Genomic DNA, 15,918 nt, shown 5'->3' with positions numbered 1-15,918 from the left:
CCGCAGCATCGCGGGCGGCTGTCAGAACACTCCGTTCCCTGAGCAGACTGCCGACGAACCCGCCGACGGCGCCCAGTCCCAGACCCGCGCTCACCAGTCCGCTGCGACTCACCGTTCGCATGGCCCTCGCCTCCCCAACTCCGAGGTGCTGCCAGGTGGATGCGCCATACCCGAACGCATCGTATCCACGAAGCGATTACATCGATACCGACTGAAAGCAAAGAGCGGGCCGTGTTCCGGTACCCACCGGACACGGCCCGCTCTGGCCGCCGGTCGAGCGGAAACCGCCCGGCCTGCCGAGGACTCAGTCCTCAGAGTGCTCGGAGTCGTCGTCCAGAAGGCTCTTCTGAAGGACCGGCCCCTCGCCCGGGGCGAGGGAGCTGAGAATGCGCTCAAGGTCTTCCATCGAGGCGAACTCGACGGTGATCTTGCCCTTCTTCTGCCCGAGGTCGACCTTCACCCGCGTCTCGAAGCGGTCCGAGAGACGGCCGGCGAGATCGTTCAGTGCCGGAGACACCAGGGCACCGGCCCGTGGCCCCTTGGCCCTCGTAGCCGTCTTCGGCCGCGAGCCCATCAGGGTCACGATCTCCTCGACGGCCCGCACCGAGAGCCCCTCGGCCACGATCCGGTGGGCCAGCCGGTCCTGCTCCTCCGAATCGTCCACGGAGAGGAGCGCACGAGCGTGCCCTGCGGAGAGGACTCCGGCAGCGACACGGCGCTGGACCGCCGGCGAGAGCTTCAGCAGACGCAGCGTGTTGGAGACCTGCGGGCGGGAACGCCCGATCCGGTCCGCCAGTTGATCGTGCGTGCAGTGGAAGTCCTTGAGCAACTGGTCGTAGGCCGCCGCCTCTTCCAGCGGGTTCAGCTGAGCCCTGTGGAGGTTCTCAAGCAGCGCGTCCAGGAGGAGCTTCTCGTCCTCCGTGGCCCGCACGATCGCCGGAATCGCCTCAAGGCCCGCTTCACGGCAGGCCCGCCAACGCCGCTCACCCATGATGAGCTCGTAGCTGGTGGGACCCACCTGCCGCACGACGACGGGCTGGAGGAGGCCGACCTCCTTGATGGACGTGACCAGCTCCGCCAGCGCGTCCTCGTCGAACACATCACGCGGCTGCCGAGGGTTCGGCGTGATGAAGTCGATGGGAAGCTCGGCGAAGTGGGCACCGATGGGAGGCGCCGGAACCTCCCCGAACTCGTTCGAGAGCGCATCCTCTGTTTCACGTGAAACAGGCGACAGCGTCGCCACCCTCGCCGCGGCCACTCCACGCTCGGCCGTGAGTACGGGGACCGCCGCCGGTGAGGTGGAGGCGCTTCCCCCCATCGCGGGTGGCGTCGGCCTGTCTCCGGTTGGTGCAGCTGGGATCAGTGCGCCGAGACCACGGCCCAACCCCCTCCGTCGCTCGCTCACTGGATACCCTCCACGATGCTCTGTTCGCTCTGTGCGCCGATGTGGGCGTGCTGTGCGTCATAGCTGACGCCGACACCCTTCAGCGCGATTTCCCGGGCCGCCTCAAGATAGGACAGGGCACCGCTCGATCCTGGATCGTAGGTGAGCACCGTCTGTCCGTAGCTCGGCGCCTCGGAGATTCGGACCGAGCGCGGAATGCTCGTCCGCAGCACCTCGTCGCCGAAGTGGTTGCGCACCTCGTCCGCGACCTGGGACGCGAGGCGCGTCCGGCCGTCGTACATGGTGAGCAGGATCGTCGTTACCTGAAGGTCGCGGTTGAGGTGGGCCCGCACCAGATCGACGTTGCGCAGCAGCTGGCCCAGGCCCTCCAGGGCGTAGTACTCGCACTGGATCGGGATGAGGACCTCGGCACCGGCGACCAGCGCATTGACCGTCAGTAGACCGAGCGAGGGCGGGCAGTCGATGAGGATGTAGTCCAAAGGCTGCTCATACGCCTGGATCGCGCGCTCAAGCCTGCTCTCTCGTGCCACCAGTGACACCAGTTCGATCTCCGCACCGGCGAGATCGATGGTGGCGGGTGCACAGAAAAGGCCCTCGACGTCAGGGACTGGCTGAACGACTTCCGAGAGTGGCCTGCTGTCGATCAACACGTCATAGATGGAAGGAACATCGGCGTGATGGTCGATCCCCAGTGCAGTGGAAGCGTTGCCCTGAGGGTCAAGGTCCACGACCAGGACACGAGCCCCGTGCAGGGCCAGCGAGGCGGCGAGGTTGACGGTTGTCGTCGTCTTCCCTACTCCGCCCTTCTGGTTGGCGACCACCATGACTCGGGTCCGCTCCGGCCGTGGCAGGCCTTCGCCGGCCCGCCCCAGAGCCTCCACCGCCAATTGGGCAGCACGACCGATGGGAGTGTCGTCCATCGGGGGCGGTGTTTCACGTGAAACATCCGCCCCGATCGACTCGGTACGGGGACCGGGGACCGGATCGGTCATCGGTCCCGCGATGTTGGCGTTGGACCGCAAGGATTCACTCTCCTCGACTTCAGGCTCGCAATGAACAGAGCCTGCCATGTCTTCGGGGTCGCGAACCAGTGAGGCCTGGTGTTCTGTGGAGAAATCCACCTCTGTGGACAACTCCGTTACCTCTCCGGGTGAACGGAGAGGCTTTCGGTCGCGGGGTGCGGCCGCGGCCCGGCCGCGGCTGATGATGCCGTGCAGGAGTGAGCGACGTTTCACGTGAAACAAGATGCCCAGCTGTGGGCTCCCTGGCTGCGCGACACTCCGAGATGTGTAGGTTTGACAGCTTGTGTGGAGTACGGCTCTTCGTCAGGACGGATCAACGAACGTGACGAAAAACTCCCGCCAGCCCGTCCGGGCTCAGCGCCGGCGCCGCACCCGGCCCGTCCGGGCAGCCTTGGCCCGCTTCGCCGCGAACCGCACTCCGCCGGGGCTCTCTCCGACCTCGACCCGTACGACGGTGGACAGCGGGTCCACCACGCCCTCACCCACATGCAGGATGGACGTCTCGACCGCCCCGAGCTTGCTCAGCGCGGTGGCCGAGGCCTTCAGCTCCTCCTCGGCGGTGTCCCCCTTGAGCGCGAGCATCTCCCCGTACGGACGAAGCAAAGGAATACCCCAGGTGGCCAGACGGTCCAGCGGAGCCACGGCACGCGCCGTCACCACATGAACCGGCTGGAGCGTTCCCATGACCTCTTCGGCCCGGCCACGGACAACCGTCACATGGTCCAGGCCCAGCAGCTCCACGACCTCGGAAAGGAAGTTGGTCCGCCGCAGCAGGGGTTCGAGCAGCGTGATCTTCAGATCCTCCCGAACCAGCGCCAGCGGAATACCGGGCAGACCCGCGCCCGAGCCGACATCGCACACCGTCACGTTCTCCGGCACGACCTCGGAGAGCACCGCACAGTTCAACAGGTGCCGCTCCCACAGCCGGGGCACCTCGCGCGGGCCGATCAGACCGCGCTGCACACCCGCCTCAGCAAGCAGTTCCGCGTATCGGACCGCGTCCGCGAAGCGATCGCCGAACACCTGGCGCGCCTGCTCGGGCGCCGGGGGGAGCTCCGCTGCCTCCGTCACGGGGGACCGTCCTTCCGTACCGCATGAGCGCACTGGGCGCTGATCACCAGGACTATCAGGGACTGGAGCTGTCGAGGACCGCAAAGGGACGAACAGGGGGCCAACAGCTGCCGGGAACTACAGGCTGACAAAGTTCGGCCCCGTCTGCGCAACAGACGGGGCCGAGGGACGTATGTACCGATCAGGCGGGAAGGACGACGACGAAGCGCTGGGGCTCCTCGCCTTCGGACTCGCTGCGCAGACCGGCGGCCTTCACCGCGTCGTGCACGACCTTGCGCTCGAACGGGGTCATCGGCTTCATCTTGACGGGCTCGCCGGAACTCTTGACCTCGGCCGCGGCCTTGGCACCCAGTTCCGAGAGCTCCTCACGCTTCTTGGCGCGGTAGCCCGCGATGTCGAGCATCAGCCGACTGCGGTCCCCGGTCTCCCGGTTCACGGCCAGGCGTGTGAGCTCCTGGAGGGCCTCCAGCACCTCGCCGTCCCGGCCGACCAGCTTCTGCAGGTCGCGGCTGCCCGCGTCGCTAATGATCGAGACAGCGGCGCGGTCGGCCTCGACGTCCATGTCGATGTCGCCGTCGAGGTCTGCGATGTCCAGCAGACCCTCGAGGTAGTCCGCCGCGATCTCGCCCTCCTGCTCCAGGCGGGACAGGGTGTCGACACCCTCGGCTGCGGCGGAGGTGGTGGTGCCTTCCGTCACGGGATGGACTCCTTCTTACTTCTTGGACGGGGACTTGGGACGCTGCGGACCCTTGCGCTGTCCGGACTGAGCCTTGCTCCGGCCACCGGAACCGGGCTTGGAGGCGGCCTGCTTGGCGGCCCCTCCGGCCGGCTTGGCGTCCTCGGGCTCGTCGGACTTGCTCAGCGACACCGTGGAGGTGTCCGGCTCGACACCGCCTGCGGGCTTGGCGCCCGACTGCCGCTGGGACTTGCTCTGACGCTTGGGCTGCTGACGCTTGGCGGTACCGGTGGCGGGCGTACCGTCCTCGGTCTCGGTGACCTCCGGGTTCACGCCCGTCGTCACCGTGCCGTCGGGCTGGGCCGCCAGGCCCGCCTTGTTCAGACCGTTGATGAACTTGCGCTCGAACTCGTTGCGGTCGCGGCCCTTGGTGACGATGGCCTTGACGATGGCGCGCTCACCGCGGCTGCGGGTCTTGCCGTGCTGCGTGACGTGCTTGTGCAGGCGCTCCAGGTAGGCGGCCTGCGCCTTGCTGCCCGGAGTCGGGTTGTTGCGGATGACGTACATCTGCTGGCCCATGGTCCACACGTTGGTGGTCAGCCAGTAGACGAGGACACCGACCGGGAAGTTGATGCCGAAGACGGCGAACATCACCGGGAAGACATACATCAGCATCTTCTGCTGCTGCATGAACGGTGTCTTCACCGTGGTGTCGACGTTCTTCGTCATCAGCTGGCGCTGCGTGTAGAACTGCGACGCCGACATCAGGACGATCATGATCGCGGTGACGACGCGGACATCGGTGATCGAGGCACCGAGCGCCTCCACCTTCGACGCACTCTCGGTGAACTTCGCTGCCAGCGGAGCGCCGAAGATGTGCGCCTTCTGCGCACTCTCCAGCAGATCACCGTTGATGACGCCGATCTGCTCGTTCGACGCGATGCCGTTGAGCACGTGGTAGAGGGCGAAGAAGAACGGAGACTGCGCCAGGATGGGAAGGCACGAGGAGAGCGGGTTGGTGCCCGTCTCCTTGTACAGCTTCATCATCTCTTCGGACTGGCGCTGCTTGTCGTTCTTGTAGCGCTCCTGGATCTTCTTCATCTCGGGCTGCAGCGTCTGCATGGCCCGGGTCGCCTTGATCTGCTTCACGAAGAGCGGGATCAGGCAGATGCGGATCAGGATCACCAGGGACACGATGGACAAGCCCCAGGCCCAGCCCGTGTCGTCGCCGAAGATCGCGCCGTACACACTGTGGAACTGGACGATGACCCAGGAAACGGGTGTCGTGATGAAGCTGAAAATGCTGGCGATCGTGTCCACTAATCATGCTCCTTGGACATGGGACGGGGTCTCGGCGGCCGGACTCGAAGGATTCTGTCCCTCGATGGCCGCGCCGGCGGCGGAGGTCCCGCCCTTGCGTGCATGCCAGGTGTTGCGCAGCATTTCGTGCCACCGCGGGCGCTTGCGCGGCGGGACATGGTCCACACCGCCGAGCGACCACGGGTTGCACCGCAGGATGCGCCAGGCGGTGAGTGCCGTCCCCTTGACCGCACCGTGCCGGTCGATGGCCGTATGACCGTAGTGGGAACACGACGGGTAGTACTTGCAGACCGGCCCGAGCAGCGGACTGATCGTCCACTGGTAGAGCTTGATCAGAGCCAGTAGCGGGTACTTCATCGCGCGCCCCCTCCCAGCAGCCGCTGCAGAGCGGCGTCCAGGTCTCGGGCCAGCTGTGCATGGTCGGCATCGCCCGCACCGGGCAACGCTCGTACGACTACCAGGCTACCGGGGGGCAGCTCGGCGACTCGGTCGCGCATCAGGTGGCGAAGCCTGCGCTTCACCTTGTTGCGGACAACCGCACCGCCCACTGCCTTGCTGACGACGAAACCCGCACGCGTCGGGGGAGCGCTCTCCCCAGGCGCGTGCGGGTCCGTGGTACCGCTACGAAGATGGACGACGAGGAGCGGGCGGCCGGCCCGGCGGCCCCGTCGTACTGCGGTCGCGAATTCCTCGCGCCGCCTCAGCCGATGCTCGGTAGGCAGCACGACGTCATGACCTGATCAGGATCAGGCGGACAGGCTCGCGCGACCCTTGCCACGGCGGTTCGCGAGAATCGCGCGACCGGCACGGGTACGCATCCGCAGGCGGAAGCCGTGGGTCTTCGCGCGGCGACGGTTGTTCGGCTGGAAGGTGCGCTTGCTCACTCGGGGGCTCCAGAAAGAATCGGTAGATACCGGGGTGCCGTCTTGGCTGTCACCGTGCGCCCACGAGTAGCTCGCTTACGCCCGAGTGCACCGCTCCCGATCACTGGAAGGTGCCCTGGTAGGAGCACTGTTCGTGATCTATGCCCATCGGAGGCAGGCGGCAGCAGCCATCGACAACTCGACCTGGTCACGGTACGCGGGGCTACGCCATCCGGTCAAACCAGCACCCAGGGCGAGACACTATCCACAGCCTGGGGACAACAACTTGAACCGCACCCGTCGCCCTGACTACCGTGGCCGGACTCCCATTCGCCCGTCCCACCCGAAGTACATCCCGATACGTCCCAGAACCACACGTTCGTGGGACCCCGTGAGAGAGCGTGCCCTGTGGCTGACGTACCTGCCGATCTTGCCGCAGTGTGGCCACGAGTGCTGGAACAACTCCTCGGCGAGGGTCGCGGACAGGGCGTCGAGGTGAAGGACGAGCGCTGGATCAGGCGCTGCCAGCCGCTGGCCCTGGTCGCGGACACCGCACTGCTCGCCGTACCGAACGAGTTTGCGAAAGGCGTCCTCGAAGGCCGCCTCGCACCGATCGTCAGCGAAACGCTCAGCCGCGAGTGCGGCCGACCGATCCGCATCGCAATCACCGTGGACGACTCCGTCGGCGAGCCCTCCCCGCCCGCACCCCCTGCCCCTCCGCAGTCGCGCTACGAGGAGCCCGAGCTCCCGCCGACCCGCGACCAGTACCAGGGGTACGGCCGCCACCGCGCCGACGACCACCTCCAGAACCGCGACGGCCAGCAGCCCTCCCACGCGGACCAGCTCCCCACCGCCCGCCCCGCCTACCCCTCCGAGTACCAGCGCCCCGAGCCGGGCGCCTGGCCCCGGCCCACCCAGGACGACTACGGCTGGCAGCAGCCCCGCCTCGGCTTCCCGGAGCGCGACCCGTACGCGTCACCGTCCTCGGACTACCGCCCGCAGCCGCCGCGAGACCGGTCGCCGTACGAACAGCAGCGGTCCGGGTACGACCAGCCGCACTCGGACTACGAACAGCAGCGCGGCGACTACGGACAGCAGCGCTCGGAGTACGAGCAGCGCGACGGCCGCCGCGACCTGTCGGAGTCGTCGGCAGGCGGCCACGCACACCGAGGCGGCCCCGGAGGCTCCGTGCGCCCCGGCGGCGGCGCCCCCGGCTCGCCGGCTTCGAGGCAGACCCCGGCACCGGGCCCCGGGGAACCCACCGCACGCCTGAACCCCAAATACCTGTTCGACACGTTCGTCATCGGGGCGTCGAACCGTTTCGCCCACGCGGCCGCAGTCGCCGTCGCCGAAGCACCCGCGAAGGCGTACAACCCCCTCTTCATCTATGGGGAGTCGGGCCTCGGCAAGACGCACCTGCTGCACGCGATCGGGCACTACGCGCGCAGCCTCTACCCCGGCACGCGCGTGCGATATGTGAGCTCGGAGGAGTTCACCAACGAGTTCATCAACTCCATCCGCGACGGCAAGGGCGACAGTTTCCGCAAGCGCTACCGCGAGATGGACATCCTGCTCGTCGACGACATCCAGTTCCTCGCGGACAAGGAGTCGACGCAGGAGGAGTTCTTCCACACCTTCAACACGCTCCACAACGCCAACAAGCAGATCGTGCTGTCCAGCGACCGGCCGCCGAAGCAGCTGGTCACGCTGGAGGACCGGCTGCGGAACCGTTTCGAGTGGGGCCTGATCACCGACGTCCAGCCGCCCGAGCTGGAGACCCGTATCGCCATCCTCCGAAAGAAGGCGGTCCAGGAACAGCTCAACGCCCCGCCGGAGGTCCTGGAGTTCATCGCCTCCCGCATCTCGCGCAACATCCGCGAGCTGGAGGGGGCGCTGATCCGGGTGACGGCGTTCGCGTCGCTCAACCGGCAGCCGGTGGACCTCGGTCTCACGGAGATCGTCCTCAAGGACCTGATCCCGGGCGGCGAGGACTCGACACCCGAGATCACCGCGCCGGCCATCATGGCGGCGACCGCCGACTACTTCGGCCTCACGGTCGAGGACCTCTGCGGCAGCTCACGCGGCCGCCAGCTGGTGACGGCCCGCCAGATCGCCATGTACCTGTGCCGAGAGCTCACGGACCTCTCGCTGCCCAAGATCGGGGCGCAGTTCGGCGGCCGCGACCACACGACCGTCATGCACGCCGACCGCAAGATCCGCGCTCTGATGGCCGAGCGCCGTTCCATCTACAACCAGGTCACCGAGCTGACCAACCGCATCAAGAACGGCTGACAGCAGCGGAGTTACGGCACCGAGGGCGCCCCGGGACGAGTTCCCGAGGGCGCCCTCGGCGTTTCCGGCGCGCATCGGCCGTTGCCGTGCCGCAACCCACTGTTCGAATGCGGGCCGGGTTACGGCCACCCTCCACAGATTTGGTGACTTTTTCGCGTCCACACCCTGGGGACCGGGAAGTTGTCCAGACTGTGTCCACAGGCAGAGCTGGTGATAGATCATCAGACCAGGTCAGGTGGCTGTGGATTGGTGGACAAAAGATCTCCACAGGCTGTGGACAAAGAAATGATCCACAGGCTGTGCACGGAGTTGTCCACCGGCGGCCCACAGGCTGCGGCTCGTTGTCCCCAGCGATCACCAGCTTCTCCACACCCCTGTCCACTGTTCGGCAACTCGACGCGCCTCCTCACCACGTCGAGTGAAAGGCGTCACACCAAGGTGTCTGGTTGGGCTGTGGGAAAGGTGGGTAAAGCTGGGGACGGCCCTGGGGAGAAGTAGCCCCCGTCTGTGCATGGGGTGTGCAGAACTTTCTGTTCTCCACAGAGAGGGCTGGTTATCCACCGCCTCCACCCACAGGGTCAGTGGACAAAATCTTGCCCCTGAGCTGCGAAAACGGGGTTATCCACGGTATCCACAGCCCCTACTACTACTGACAACTAGAGAGAGCTGGGAATCCGTTTCGAAGTGGGTCCTGTGCACAACTCGCTCTTGGGAGCCCGGCTGCCCCTCGTCACGACTTGACCCGACGGGCACCTACTGTCAGTGCTGTGCGTCAGACTGTTCCCCGGCGTCCTTCCCAGCACAGGGACCGACGACACCGAGACAGACGACGAAGCCAGGCAGGCCGAGAAGCGCCGGCAACAGCAGGAGGCGGCAACAGTGAAGATCCGGGTGGAACGCGACGTACTCGCGGAGGCAGTGGCCTGGGCGGCGCGCAGCCTCCCGGCCCGTCCGCCGGCCCCTGTCCTCGCCGGCCTCCTGCTGAAGGCCGAGGAAGGCCAGCTGAGCCTGTCGAGCTTCGACTACGAGGTCTCGGCGCGGGTGTCGGTGGAGGCAGAGGTCGAGGAGGTGGGCACGGTCCTGGTGTCCGGCCGGCTTCTCGCCGACATCTGCCGCGCTCTGCCCAACCGTCCGGTGGAGATCTCCACAGACGGTGTACGGGCGACGGTGGTGTGCGGCTCCTCCCGCTTCACCCTCCACACACTGCCTGTGGAGGAGTACCCGGCGCTGCCGCAGATGCCGACCGCGACCGGCACGGTGCCCGGTGAGGTCTTCGCGTCCGCCGCCGCTCAGGTGGCCATCGCGGCCGGCCGCGACGACACGCTGCCCGTCCTCACCGGTGTGCGCATCGAGATCGAGGGCGACACGGTGACGCTGGCGTCCACTGACCGCTACCGCTTCGCGGTCCGCGAGTTCCTGTGGAAGCCGGAGGACCCGGAGGCGTCCGCGGTGGCGCTGGTACCCGCCAAGACGCTCCTGGATACCGCCAAGGCGCTCACGAGCGGCGACAGCGTGATCCTGGCGCTGTCCGGCTCGGGCGCGGGCGAGGGCCTCATCGGTTTCGAGGGCGCCGGCCGTCGCACGACGACGCGTCTGCTGGAGGGCGACCTCCCGAAGTACCGCTCGCTGTTCCCGACGGAGTTCAACTCCATCGCCGTGATCGAGACTGCTCCCTTCGTGGAGGCCGTCAAGCGTGTGGCCTTGGTGGCCGAGCGGAACACACCGGTGCGGCTCAGCTTCGAGCAGGGCGTGCTGATCCTGGAGGCCGGTTCCAGCGACGACGCACAGGCTGTGGAGCGGGTCGACGCCCAGCTGGAGGGCGACGACGTGTCGATCGCCTTCAACCCGACGTTCCTGCTGGACGGCTTGAGCGCGATCGACTCCCCGGTCGCCCAGCTCTCCTTCACGACGTCCACTAAGCCCGCGCTGCTCAGCGGCAAGCCGGCCATCGACGCCGAGGCGGACGAGGCGTACAAGTACCTGATCATGCCGGTCCGCCTCAGCGGCTGACCCTTTTCGAACGGCTGATCGCCTCCGACGGAAACACCGCAGGTGGGGGCATACGTTTGAGCGCGTATGCCCACAGGTGTGCATGAGCGTCCGGGTTTAGGCTCGGACGTGGGCACGAGCAACAGGAGTGCCCTCATGCCACGTCGCAACCTAAGGAACAACTGATGGAGCTCGGTCTCGTCGGCCTCGGCAAGATGGGCGGCAACATGCGCGAGCGGATACGCCGCGCAGGTCTCACCGTCATCGGATACGACCGCAATCCGGACGTCGCCGATGTCCACAGCCTCAAGGAGCTTGTGGGCAAGCTCAGCGCCCCGCGTGTGGTGTGGGTGATGGTCCCGGCCGGCGCCCCGACCCAGTCCACCGTCGACGAGCTCGCCGAGCTCCTGGAGCCTGGTGACGTCGTCGTGGACGGCGGCAACTCGCGCTGGACGGACGACGAGAAGCACGCCGAGGAGCTGGCGGCCAAGGGCATCGGTTTCGTCGACTGCGGTGTCTCCGGCGGCGTCTGGGGCCTGGAGAACGGCTATGCGCTGATGTACGGCGGCGACGCCGAGCACATCGCCAAGGTGGAGCCGGTCTTCGAGGCCCTCAAGCCCAAGGGTGACTTCGGCGCGGTGCACGCGGGCAAGGTGGGCGCCGGGCACTTCTCGAAGATGGTTCACAACGGCATCGAGTACGCGATGATGCAGGCCTACGCCGAGGGCTGGGAGCTCCTGGAGAAGGTCGACTCCGTCACGGATGTGCGCGAGGTCTTCCGGTCCTGGCAGGACGGCACGGTCATCCGCTCCTGGCTCCTCGACCTGGCGGTCAACGCCCTCGACGAGGACGAGCACCTGGACAGGCTGCGTGGGTTCGCGGCGGACTCCGGGGAGGGCCGCTGGACGGTGGAGGCCGCGATCGACCACTCCGTGCCGCTGCCCGCGATCACGGCGTCGCTGTTCGCGCGGTTCGCGTCCCGGCAGGACGACTCCCCGCAGATGAAGATGATCGCGGCGCTGCGCAACCAGTTCGGCGGCCACGCGGTCGAGGCGAAGTAATCCACAGGGCCGCCCAGCGGTCCACAAGTCCGGGGGAGGTCGGCGACGACCATGCACGTCACGCATCTGTCGCTGGCCGACTTCCGCTCGTACGCCCGGGTCGAGGTCCCGCTCGACCCGGGCGTCACCGCGTTCGTGGGCCCCAACGGGCAGGGCAAGACCAACCTTGTCGAGGCGGTCGGTTATCTCGCCACGCTGGGCAGCCACCGGGTCTCCTCGGATGCCCCCCTGGTCCGGATGGGCGCCGACCGGGCGATCATCCGGGCACAGGTCAAGCAGGGCGAGCGGCAGCAGCTGGTCGAGCTGGAGCTGAACCCCGGCCGGGCGAACCGCGCCCGTATCAACCGGTCGTCGCAGGTCAGACCCCGTGACGTACTGGGGATCGTACGGACGGTGCTGTTCGCGCCCGAGGATCTCGCCCTGGTGAAGGGCGACCCGGGTGAGCGGAGGCGGTTCCTCGACGAGCTGATCACCTTGCGCTCCCCGCGGATGGCGGGCGTGCGCTCCGACTACGACCGGGTCCTCAAGCAGCGCAACACACTTCTCAAGTCGGCGGCGCTGGCCCGGCGGCACGGCGGCCGCACGATGGACCTGTCGACGCTCGACGTGTGGGACCAGCATCTCGCGCGCGTGGGGGCCGAGTTGCTGGCCCAGCGGCTCGACCTGATCGCCGCGCTCCAGCCGCTGGCCGACAAGGCGTACGAGCAGTTGGCGCCCGGCGGTGGTCCGCTGGCCCTGGAGTACAAGCCGTCGGCGCCGGGTGAGGCACACGCGCGTGAGGAGCTGTACGAGCAGTTGATGGGGGCCCTGGCCGAGGTGCGCAAGCAGGAGATCGAGCGGGGCGTCACGCTTGTGGGACCGCATCGGGACGACCTGCATCTCAAGCTCGGCTCGCTGCCCGCCAAGGGATACGCGTCCCACGGCGAGTCGTGGTCGTACGCGCTGGCGCTGCGGTTGGCCTCGTACGACCTGCTGCGGGCCGAGGGGAACGAGCCGGTGCTGGTCCTCGACGATGTGTTCGCGGAGCTGGACACCCGGCGCCGGGAGCGGCTCGCGGAGTTGGTGGCGCCCGGCGAGCAGGTGCTGGTGACAGCCGCGGTCGACGACGACGTACCGCACGTACTGGCGGGGACGCGGTACTCGGTGTCGGACGGGGCGGTGGAGCGCGCATGACGGCTGACCGGTCCGTGTCAGGGGAGAGCCCCGATGAATCCTCTGCATCCTCTGCGTCCCCCAAGCCGATCCCCGAGCCCTCCGGGGTGGATCTCGCGCGGGTGGCGCTCAGGGCGGCGAAAGAGGCGGCACGCGCGCGTGGGGATGCGGCCCAGCAGAAGAAGCAGGCGCGGCGCGGGGGCGGTCTGCGCTCCGGATCGGGCCGTGACGGGCGTGACCCCATGGCGCTCGGTGCGGCGATCAACCGGCTGGTGACGGAGCGCGGGTGGGAGGCGCCGGCCGCGGTGGGCGGGGTGATGGGCCGGTGGCCGCAGATCGTCGGCGAGGACCTGGCCAAGCACTGTGAGCCGGAGTCGTACGACGAGGACGAGCGGGTGCTGACCGTGCGCTGCGACTCGACGGCCTGGGCGACGAATGTGCGGCTGCTCGCGCCGCAGCTGGTCGCACGGCTGAACGAGGACCTCGGGCAGGGCAGGGTGCGGTTGATCAAGGTGCTCGGTCCCAATGGTCCGGCCCGCCGTTTCGGCCCGTTGCGGGCGCCGGGGAGCACGGGTCCGGGCGACACCTACGGGTGAGCCCCAGGATTCTCTGTGGGTGAGGTGTGTCACATGGAAAGTGCGTCGGGGGCGGACGTGCGGTGGTGCGCGCGTTTGCGAATCCCTACGTGACTCCCCGGTAGCCAAGGGTTGACACCCGGAAGCGCTGAGTGCCTCTCCAAGCCTCTTGGAGCCCCGCTCCGCATATGGGGACTCGGGAGAGACCGGTTGAGGGCGGCACATGCGGACTCAGGTACCGGCAAACCCCCATCACTGTCGGCGCTACCGGTAGACTGGAAGACAATCCCGCCCCATTGGAGGGGACCACCGGGAAATGGTGTGCACCGCTGACTAAGGCTTACCAACGCAACACGCCGCAGCCGCTCCGGCCAACCGTCGGGAGCTTGGCTTGTGCTGTGCCAGAAAGGGCGCTTCGTGGCCGATTCCGGCAACCCCAACGAGAACATCCCGTCCACCGACGACGCCGGCGTCATTGCCGAGGTGAAATCCTCGAACGGCGAGGTCACTGCCTCGTACGACGCCAGCGCCATCACCGTCCTCGAGGGTCTGGACGCGGTCCGCAAGCGACCCGGCATGTACATCGGCTCGACCGGTGAGCGTGGTCTGCACCACTTGGTGCAGGAGGTGGTCGACAACTCCGTGGACGAGGCGCTGGCCGGTCACGCGGACACCATCGACGTGACGATCCTGGCCGACGGTGGCGTACGCGTCATCGACAACGGCCGTGGCATCCCGGTGGGCATCGTCCCGTCCGAGGGCAAACCGGCCCTCGAGGTCGTGCTGACCGTGCTGCACGCGGGCGGCAAGTTCGGGGGCGGCGGTTACGCGGTCTCCGGCGGTCTGCACGGCGTCGGTGTCTCCGTCGTGAACGCCCTGTCCAGCAGGGTCGCCGTCGAGGTCAGGACCGACGGCTACCGCTGGACGCAGGACTACAAGCTGGGCGTCCCCACGGCTGAGCTGGCCCAGCACGAGGCGACGGCCGAGCACGGTACGTCGGTCACCTTCTGGGCCGACAGCGACATCTTCGAGACCACCGAGTACTCCTTCGAGACGCTCTCGCGGCGCTTCCAGGAGATGGCCTTCCTCAACAAGGGCCTGACGATCAACCTCACGGACGAGCGTGAGGTGGCGAAGGCCACGATCGGGGCGGACGAGGCCGGCGCCGACGAGAAGGACGAGGTCAGGACCGTCTCGTACCACTACGAGGGCGGCATCGTCGACTATGTGACATACCTCAACTCCCGCAAGGGGGATGCGGTGCATCCGACCGTCATCGACCTGGAGGCGGAGGACAAGGACAAGAGCCTGTCCCTCGAGGTCGCGATGCAGTGGAACAGTGGTTACACGGAGGGTGTGTACTCCTTCGCCAACATCATCCACACGCATGAGGGCGGTACGCACGAGGAGGGCTTCCGGGCCGCGCTGACCTCGCTGATCAACAAGTACGCGCGCGACAAGAAGCTGCTTCGTGAGAAGGACGACAACCTCACGGGCGACGACATCCGCGAGGGTCTGACCGCGATCATCTCGGTCAAGCTGGCCGAGCCGCAGTTCGAGGGCCAGACCAAGACCAAGCTGGGCAACACGGAGGCGAAGACCTTCGTCCAGAAGGCGGTCTACGAGCACCTCAACGACTGGCTGGACCGCAATCCGGTCGAGGCTTCGGACATCATCCGCAAGGGCATCCAGGCGGCCACCGCGCGCGTGGCGGCCCGAAAGGCCCGTGACCTCACGCGTCGCAAGGGTCTGCTGGAGACGGCGTCGCTGCCGGGCAAGCTGTCCGACTGCCAGTCGAACGACCCCACCAAGTGCGAGATCTTCATCGTCGAGGGTGACTCCGCCGGTGGTTCGGCCAAGTCGGGCCGCAACCCGCAGTACCAGGCGATCCTCCCGATCCGCGGCAAGATCCTGAACGTCGAGAAGGCGCGGATCGACAAGATCCTGCAGAACCAGGAGATCCAGGCGCTGATCTCGGCCTTCGGTACCGGGGTCCACGAGGACTTCGACATCGCGAAGCTGCGCTATCACAAGATCATCCTGATGGCGGACGCCGACGTCGACGGCCAGCACATCAACACCCTGCTGCTGACCTTCCTGTTCCGCTTCATGCGTCCGCTGGTCGAGGCCGGGCACGTGTTCCTCTCCCGTCCCCCGCTGTACAAGATCAAGTGGGGCCGGGACGACTTCGAGTACGCGTACTCGGACCGCGAGCGCGACGCGCTGATCGAGCACGGCCGGCAGAACGGCAAGCGGACCCGGGACGACTCGGTCCAGCGCTTCAAGGGTCTCGGCGAGATGAACGCCGAGGAACTGCGCATCACGACGATGGACCAGGAGCACCGGGTCCTCGGCCAGGTCACGCTCGACGACGCCGCGCAGGCCGACGATCTGTTCTCGGTCCTGATGGGCGAGGACGTCGAGGCCCGCCGCGCGTTCATCCAGCGCAACGCCAAGGACGTCCGCTTCCTCGACATCTGAGTCGGTCTCAG

14 protein-coding genes are annotated in these 15,918 nt (G+C 67.4%); 6 read left to right on the top strand and 8 right to left on the bottom strand.

Annotated features, from left to right (window positions below):
- Positions 1-304 precede the first annotated feature (304 nt).
- The 8 genes from OG734_RS23005 to rpmH all read right to left on the bottom strand — a co-directional run bounded on the left by OG734_RS23005 (position 305) and on the right by rpmH (position 6,378).
- A complete protein-coding gene (locus OG734_RS23005) occupies positions 305-1,405 on the bottom strand; it encodes a ParB/RepB/Spo0J family partition protein (protein ID WP_330289401.1) in 1,101 nt (366 codons plus the stop codon).
- Entirely contained in the window at positions 1,402-2,475 is a 1,074-nt protein-coding gene (locus OG734_RS23000) for a ParA family protein (RefSeq protein ID WP_330293759.1), read from the bottom strand. The genes OG734_RS23005 and OG734_RS23000 overlap by 4 nt, the downstream gene beginning before the upstream one ends.
- Positions 2,476-2,781: 306 nt before the next feature.
- On the bottom strand, positions 2,782-3,498 hold the full coding sequence (gene rsmG, locus OG734_RS22995; protein WP_330289400.1) for a 16S rRNA (guanine(527)-N(7))-methyltransferase RsmG: 717 nt from the start codon (positions 3,496-3,498) through the stop codon (positions 2,782-2,784).
- Between the two features lie 181 nt (positions 3,499-3,679).
- Entirely contained in the window at positions 3,680-4,195 is a 516-nt protein-coding gene (locus OG734_RS22990; RefSeq protein WP_053745998.1) for a Jag family protein, read from the bottom strand.
- Between the two features lie 15 nt (positions 4,196-4,210).
- Positions 4,211-5,494, bottom strand: a complete 1,284-nt coding sequence (gene yidC / locus OG734_RS22985) for a membrane protein insertase YidC (protein ID WP_330289399.1) — start codon at positions 5,492-5,494, stop codon at positions 4,211-4,213.
- Between the two features lie 3 nt (positions 5,495-5,497).
- Positions 5,498-5,851, bottom strand: a complete 354-nt coding sequence (yidD, locus tag OG734_RS22980) for a membrane protein insertion efficiency factor YidD (RefSeq protein WP_164315877.1) — start codon at positions 5,849-5,851, stop codon at positions 5,498-5,500.
- Positions 5,848-6,219 (bottom strand): ribonuclease P protein component, encoded by a 372-nt coding sequence (rnpA, locus tag OG734_RS22975; RefSeq protein WP_189150480.1) that lies wholly within the window; start codon positions 6,217-6,219, stop codon positions 5,848-5,850. Before rnpA ends, yidD begins: the two co-directional genes overlap by 4 nt.
- A gap of 21 nt (positions 6,220-6,240) precedes the next feature.
- Entirely contained in the window at positions 6,241-6,378 is a 138-nt protein-coding gene (rpmH, locus tag OG734_RS22970) for a 50S ribosomal protein L34 (protein WP_006381191.1), read from the bottom strand.
- Between the two features lie 387 nt (positions 6,379-6,765).
- Between rpmH and dnaA the strand changes: the two genes are divergently transcribed.
- The 6 genes from dnaA to gyrB all read left to right on the top strand — a co-directional run bounded on the left by dnaA (position 6,766) and on the right by gyrB (position 15,907).
- Complete coding sequence (gene dnaA / locus OG734_RS22965; protein WP_330289398.1) at positions 6,766-8,649, top strand: chromosomal replication initiator protein DnaA; 1,884 nt, start codon at positions 6,766-6,768, stop codon at positions 8,647-8,649.
- Between the two features lie 879 nt (positions 8,650-9,528).
- On the top strand, positions 9,529-10,659 hold the full coding sequence (gene dnaN / locus OG734_RS22960) for a DNA polymerase III subunit beta (RefSeq protein ID WP_330293758.1): 1,131 nt from the start codon (positions 9,529-9,531) through the stop codon (positions 10,657-10,659).
- Between the two features lie 164 nt (positions 10,660-10,823).
- The gene (gene gnd, locus OG734_RS22955) at positions 10,824-11,699 is read left to right on the top strand and encodes a phosphogluconate dehydrogenase (NAD(+)-dependent, decarboxylating) (RefSeq protein ID WP_330289397.1); all 876 of its coding nucleotides are present in this window, start codon (positions 10,824-10,826) and stop codon (positions 11,697-11,699) included.
- Between the two features lie 51 nt (positions 11,700-11,750).
- Positions 11,751-12,872: a DNA replication/repair protein RecF gene (gene recF, locus OG734_RS22950; protein WP_330289396.1), complete on the top strand. Its 1,122-nt coding sequence runs from the start codon at positions 11,751-11,753 to the stop codon at positions 12,870-12,872.
- Positions 12,869-13,447, top strand: a complete 579-nt coding sequence (locus OG734_RS22945; RefSeq protein ID WP_330289395.1) for a DUF721 domain-containing protein — start codon at positions 12,869-12,871, stop codon at positions 13,445-13,447. The genes recF and OG734_RS22945 overlap by 4 nt, the downstream gene beginning before the upstream one ends.
- Positions 13,448-13,843: 396 nt before the next feature.
- Positions 13,844-15,907 carry a DNA topoisomerase (ATP-hydrolyzing) subunit B gene (gyrB, locus tag OG734_RS22940; protein ID WP_330289394.1) on the top strand — a complete coding sequence of 688 codons (2,064 nt, stop codon included), beginning with the start codon at positions 13,844-13,846 and terminating at the stop codon, positions 15,905-15,907.
- The last annotated feature ends 11 nt before the right edge of the window (positions 15,908-15,918 follow it).

Source organism: Streptomyces sp. NBC_00576, from assembly GCF_036345175.1.
Taxonomy (GTDB): domain Bacteria; phylum Actinomycetota; class Actinomycetes; order Streptomycetales; family Streptomycetaceae; genus Streptomyces.
The sequence above is the reverse complement of the archived record's forward strand: the minus strand, read 5'-3'. Positions and strand labels throughout refer to the sequence as shown.

Coding starts and splice junctions, on each gene's coding strand:
- OG734_RS23000 (WP_330293759.1), bottom strand. CDS start 2,475: ATGGCAGGCTCTGTTCATTGCGAGCCTGAAGTCGAGGAGAGTGAATCC.
- gnd (WP_330289397.1), top strand. CDS start 10,824: ATGGAGCTCGGTCTCGTCGGCCTCGGCAAGATGGGCGGCAACATGCGC.
- recF (WP_330289396.1), top strand. CDS start 11,751: ATGCACGTCACGCATCTGTCGCTGGCCGACTTCCGCTCGTACGCCCGG.
- yidD (WP_164315877.1), bottom strand. CDS start 5,851: ATGAAGTACCCGCTACTGGCTCTGATCAAGCTCTACCAGTGGACGATC.
- OG734_RS22945 (WP_330289395.1), top strand. CDS start 12,869: ATGACGGCTGACCGGTCCGTGTCAGGGGAGAGCCCCGATGAATCCTCT.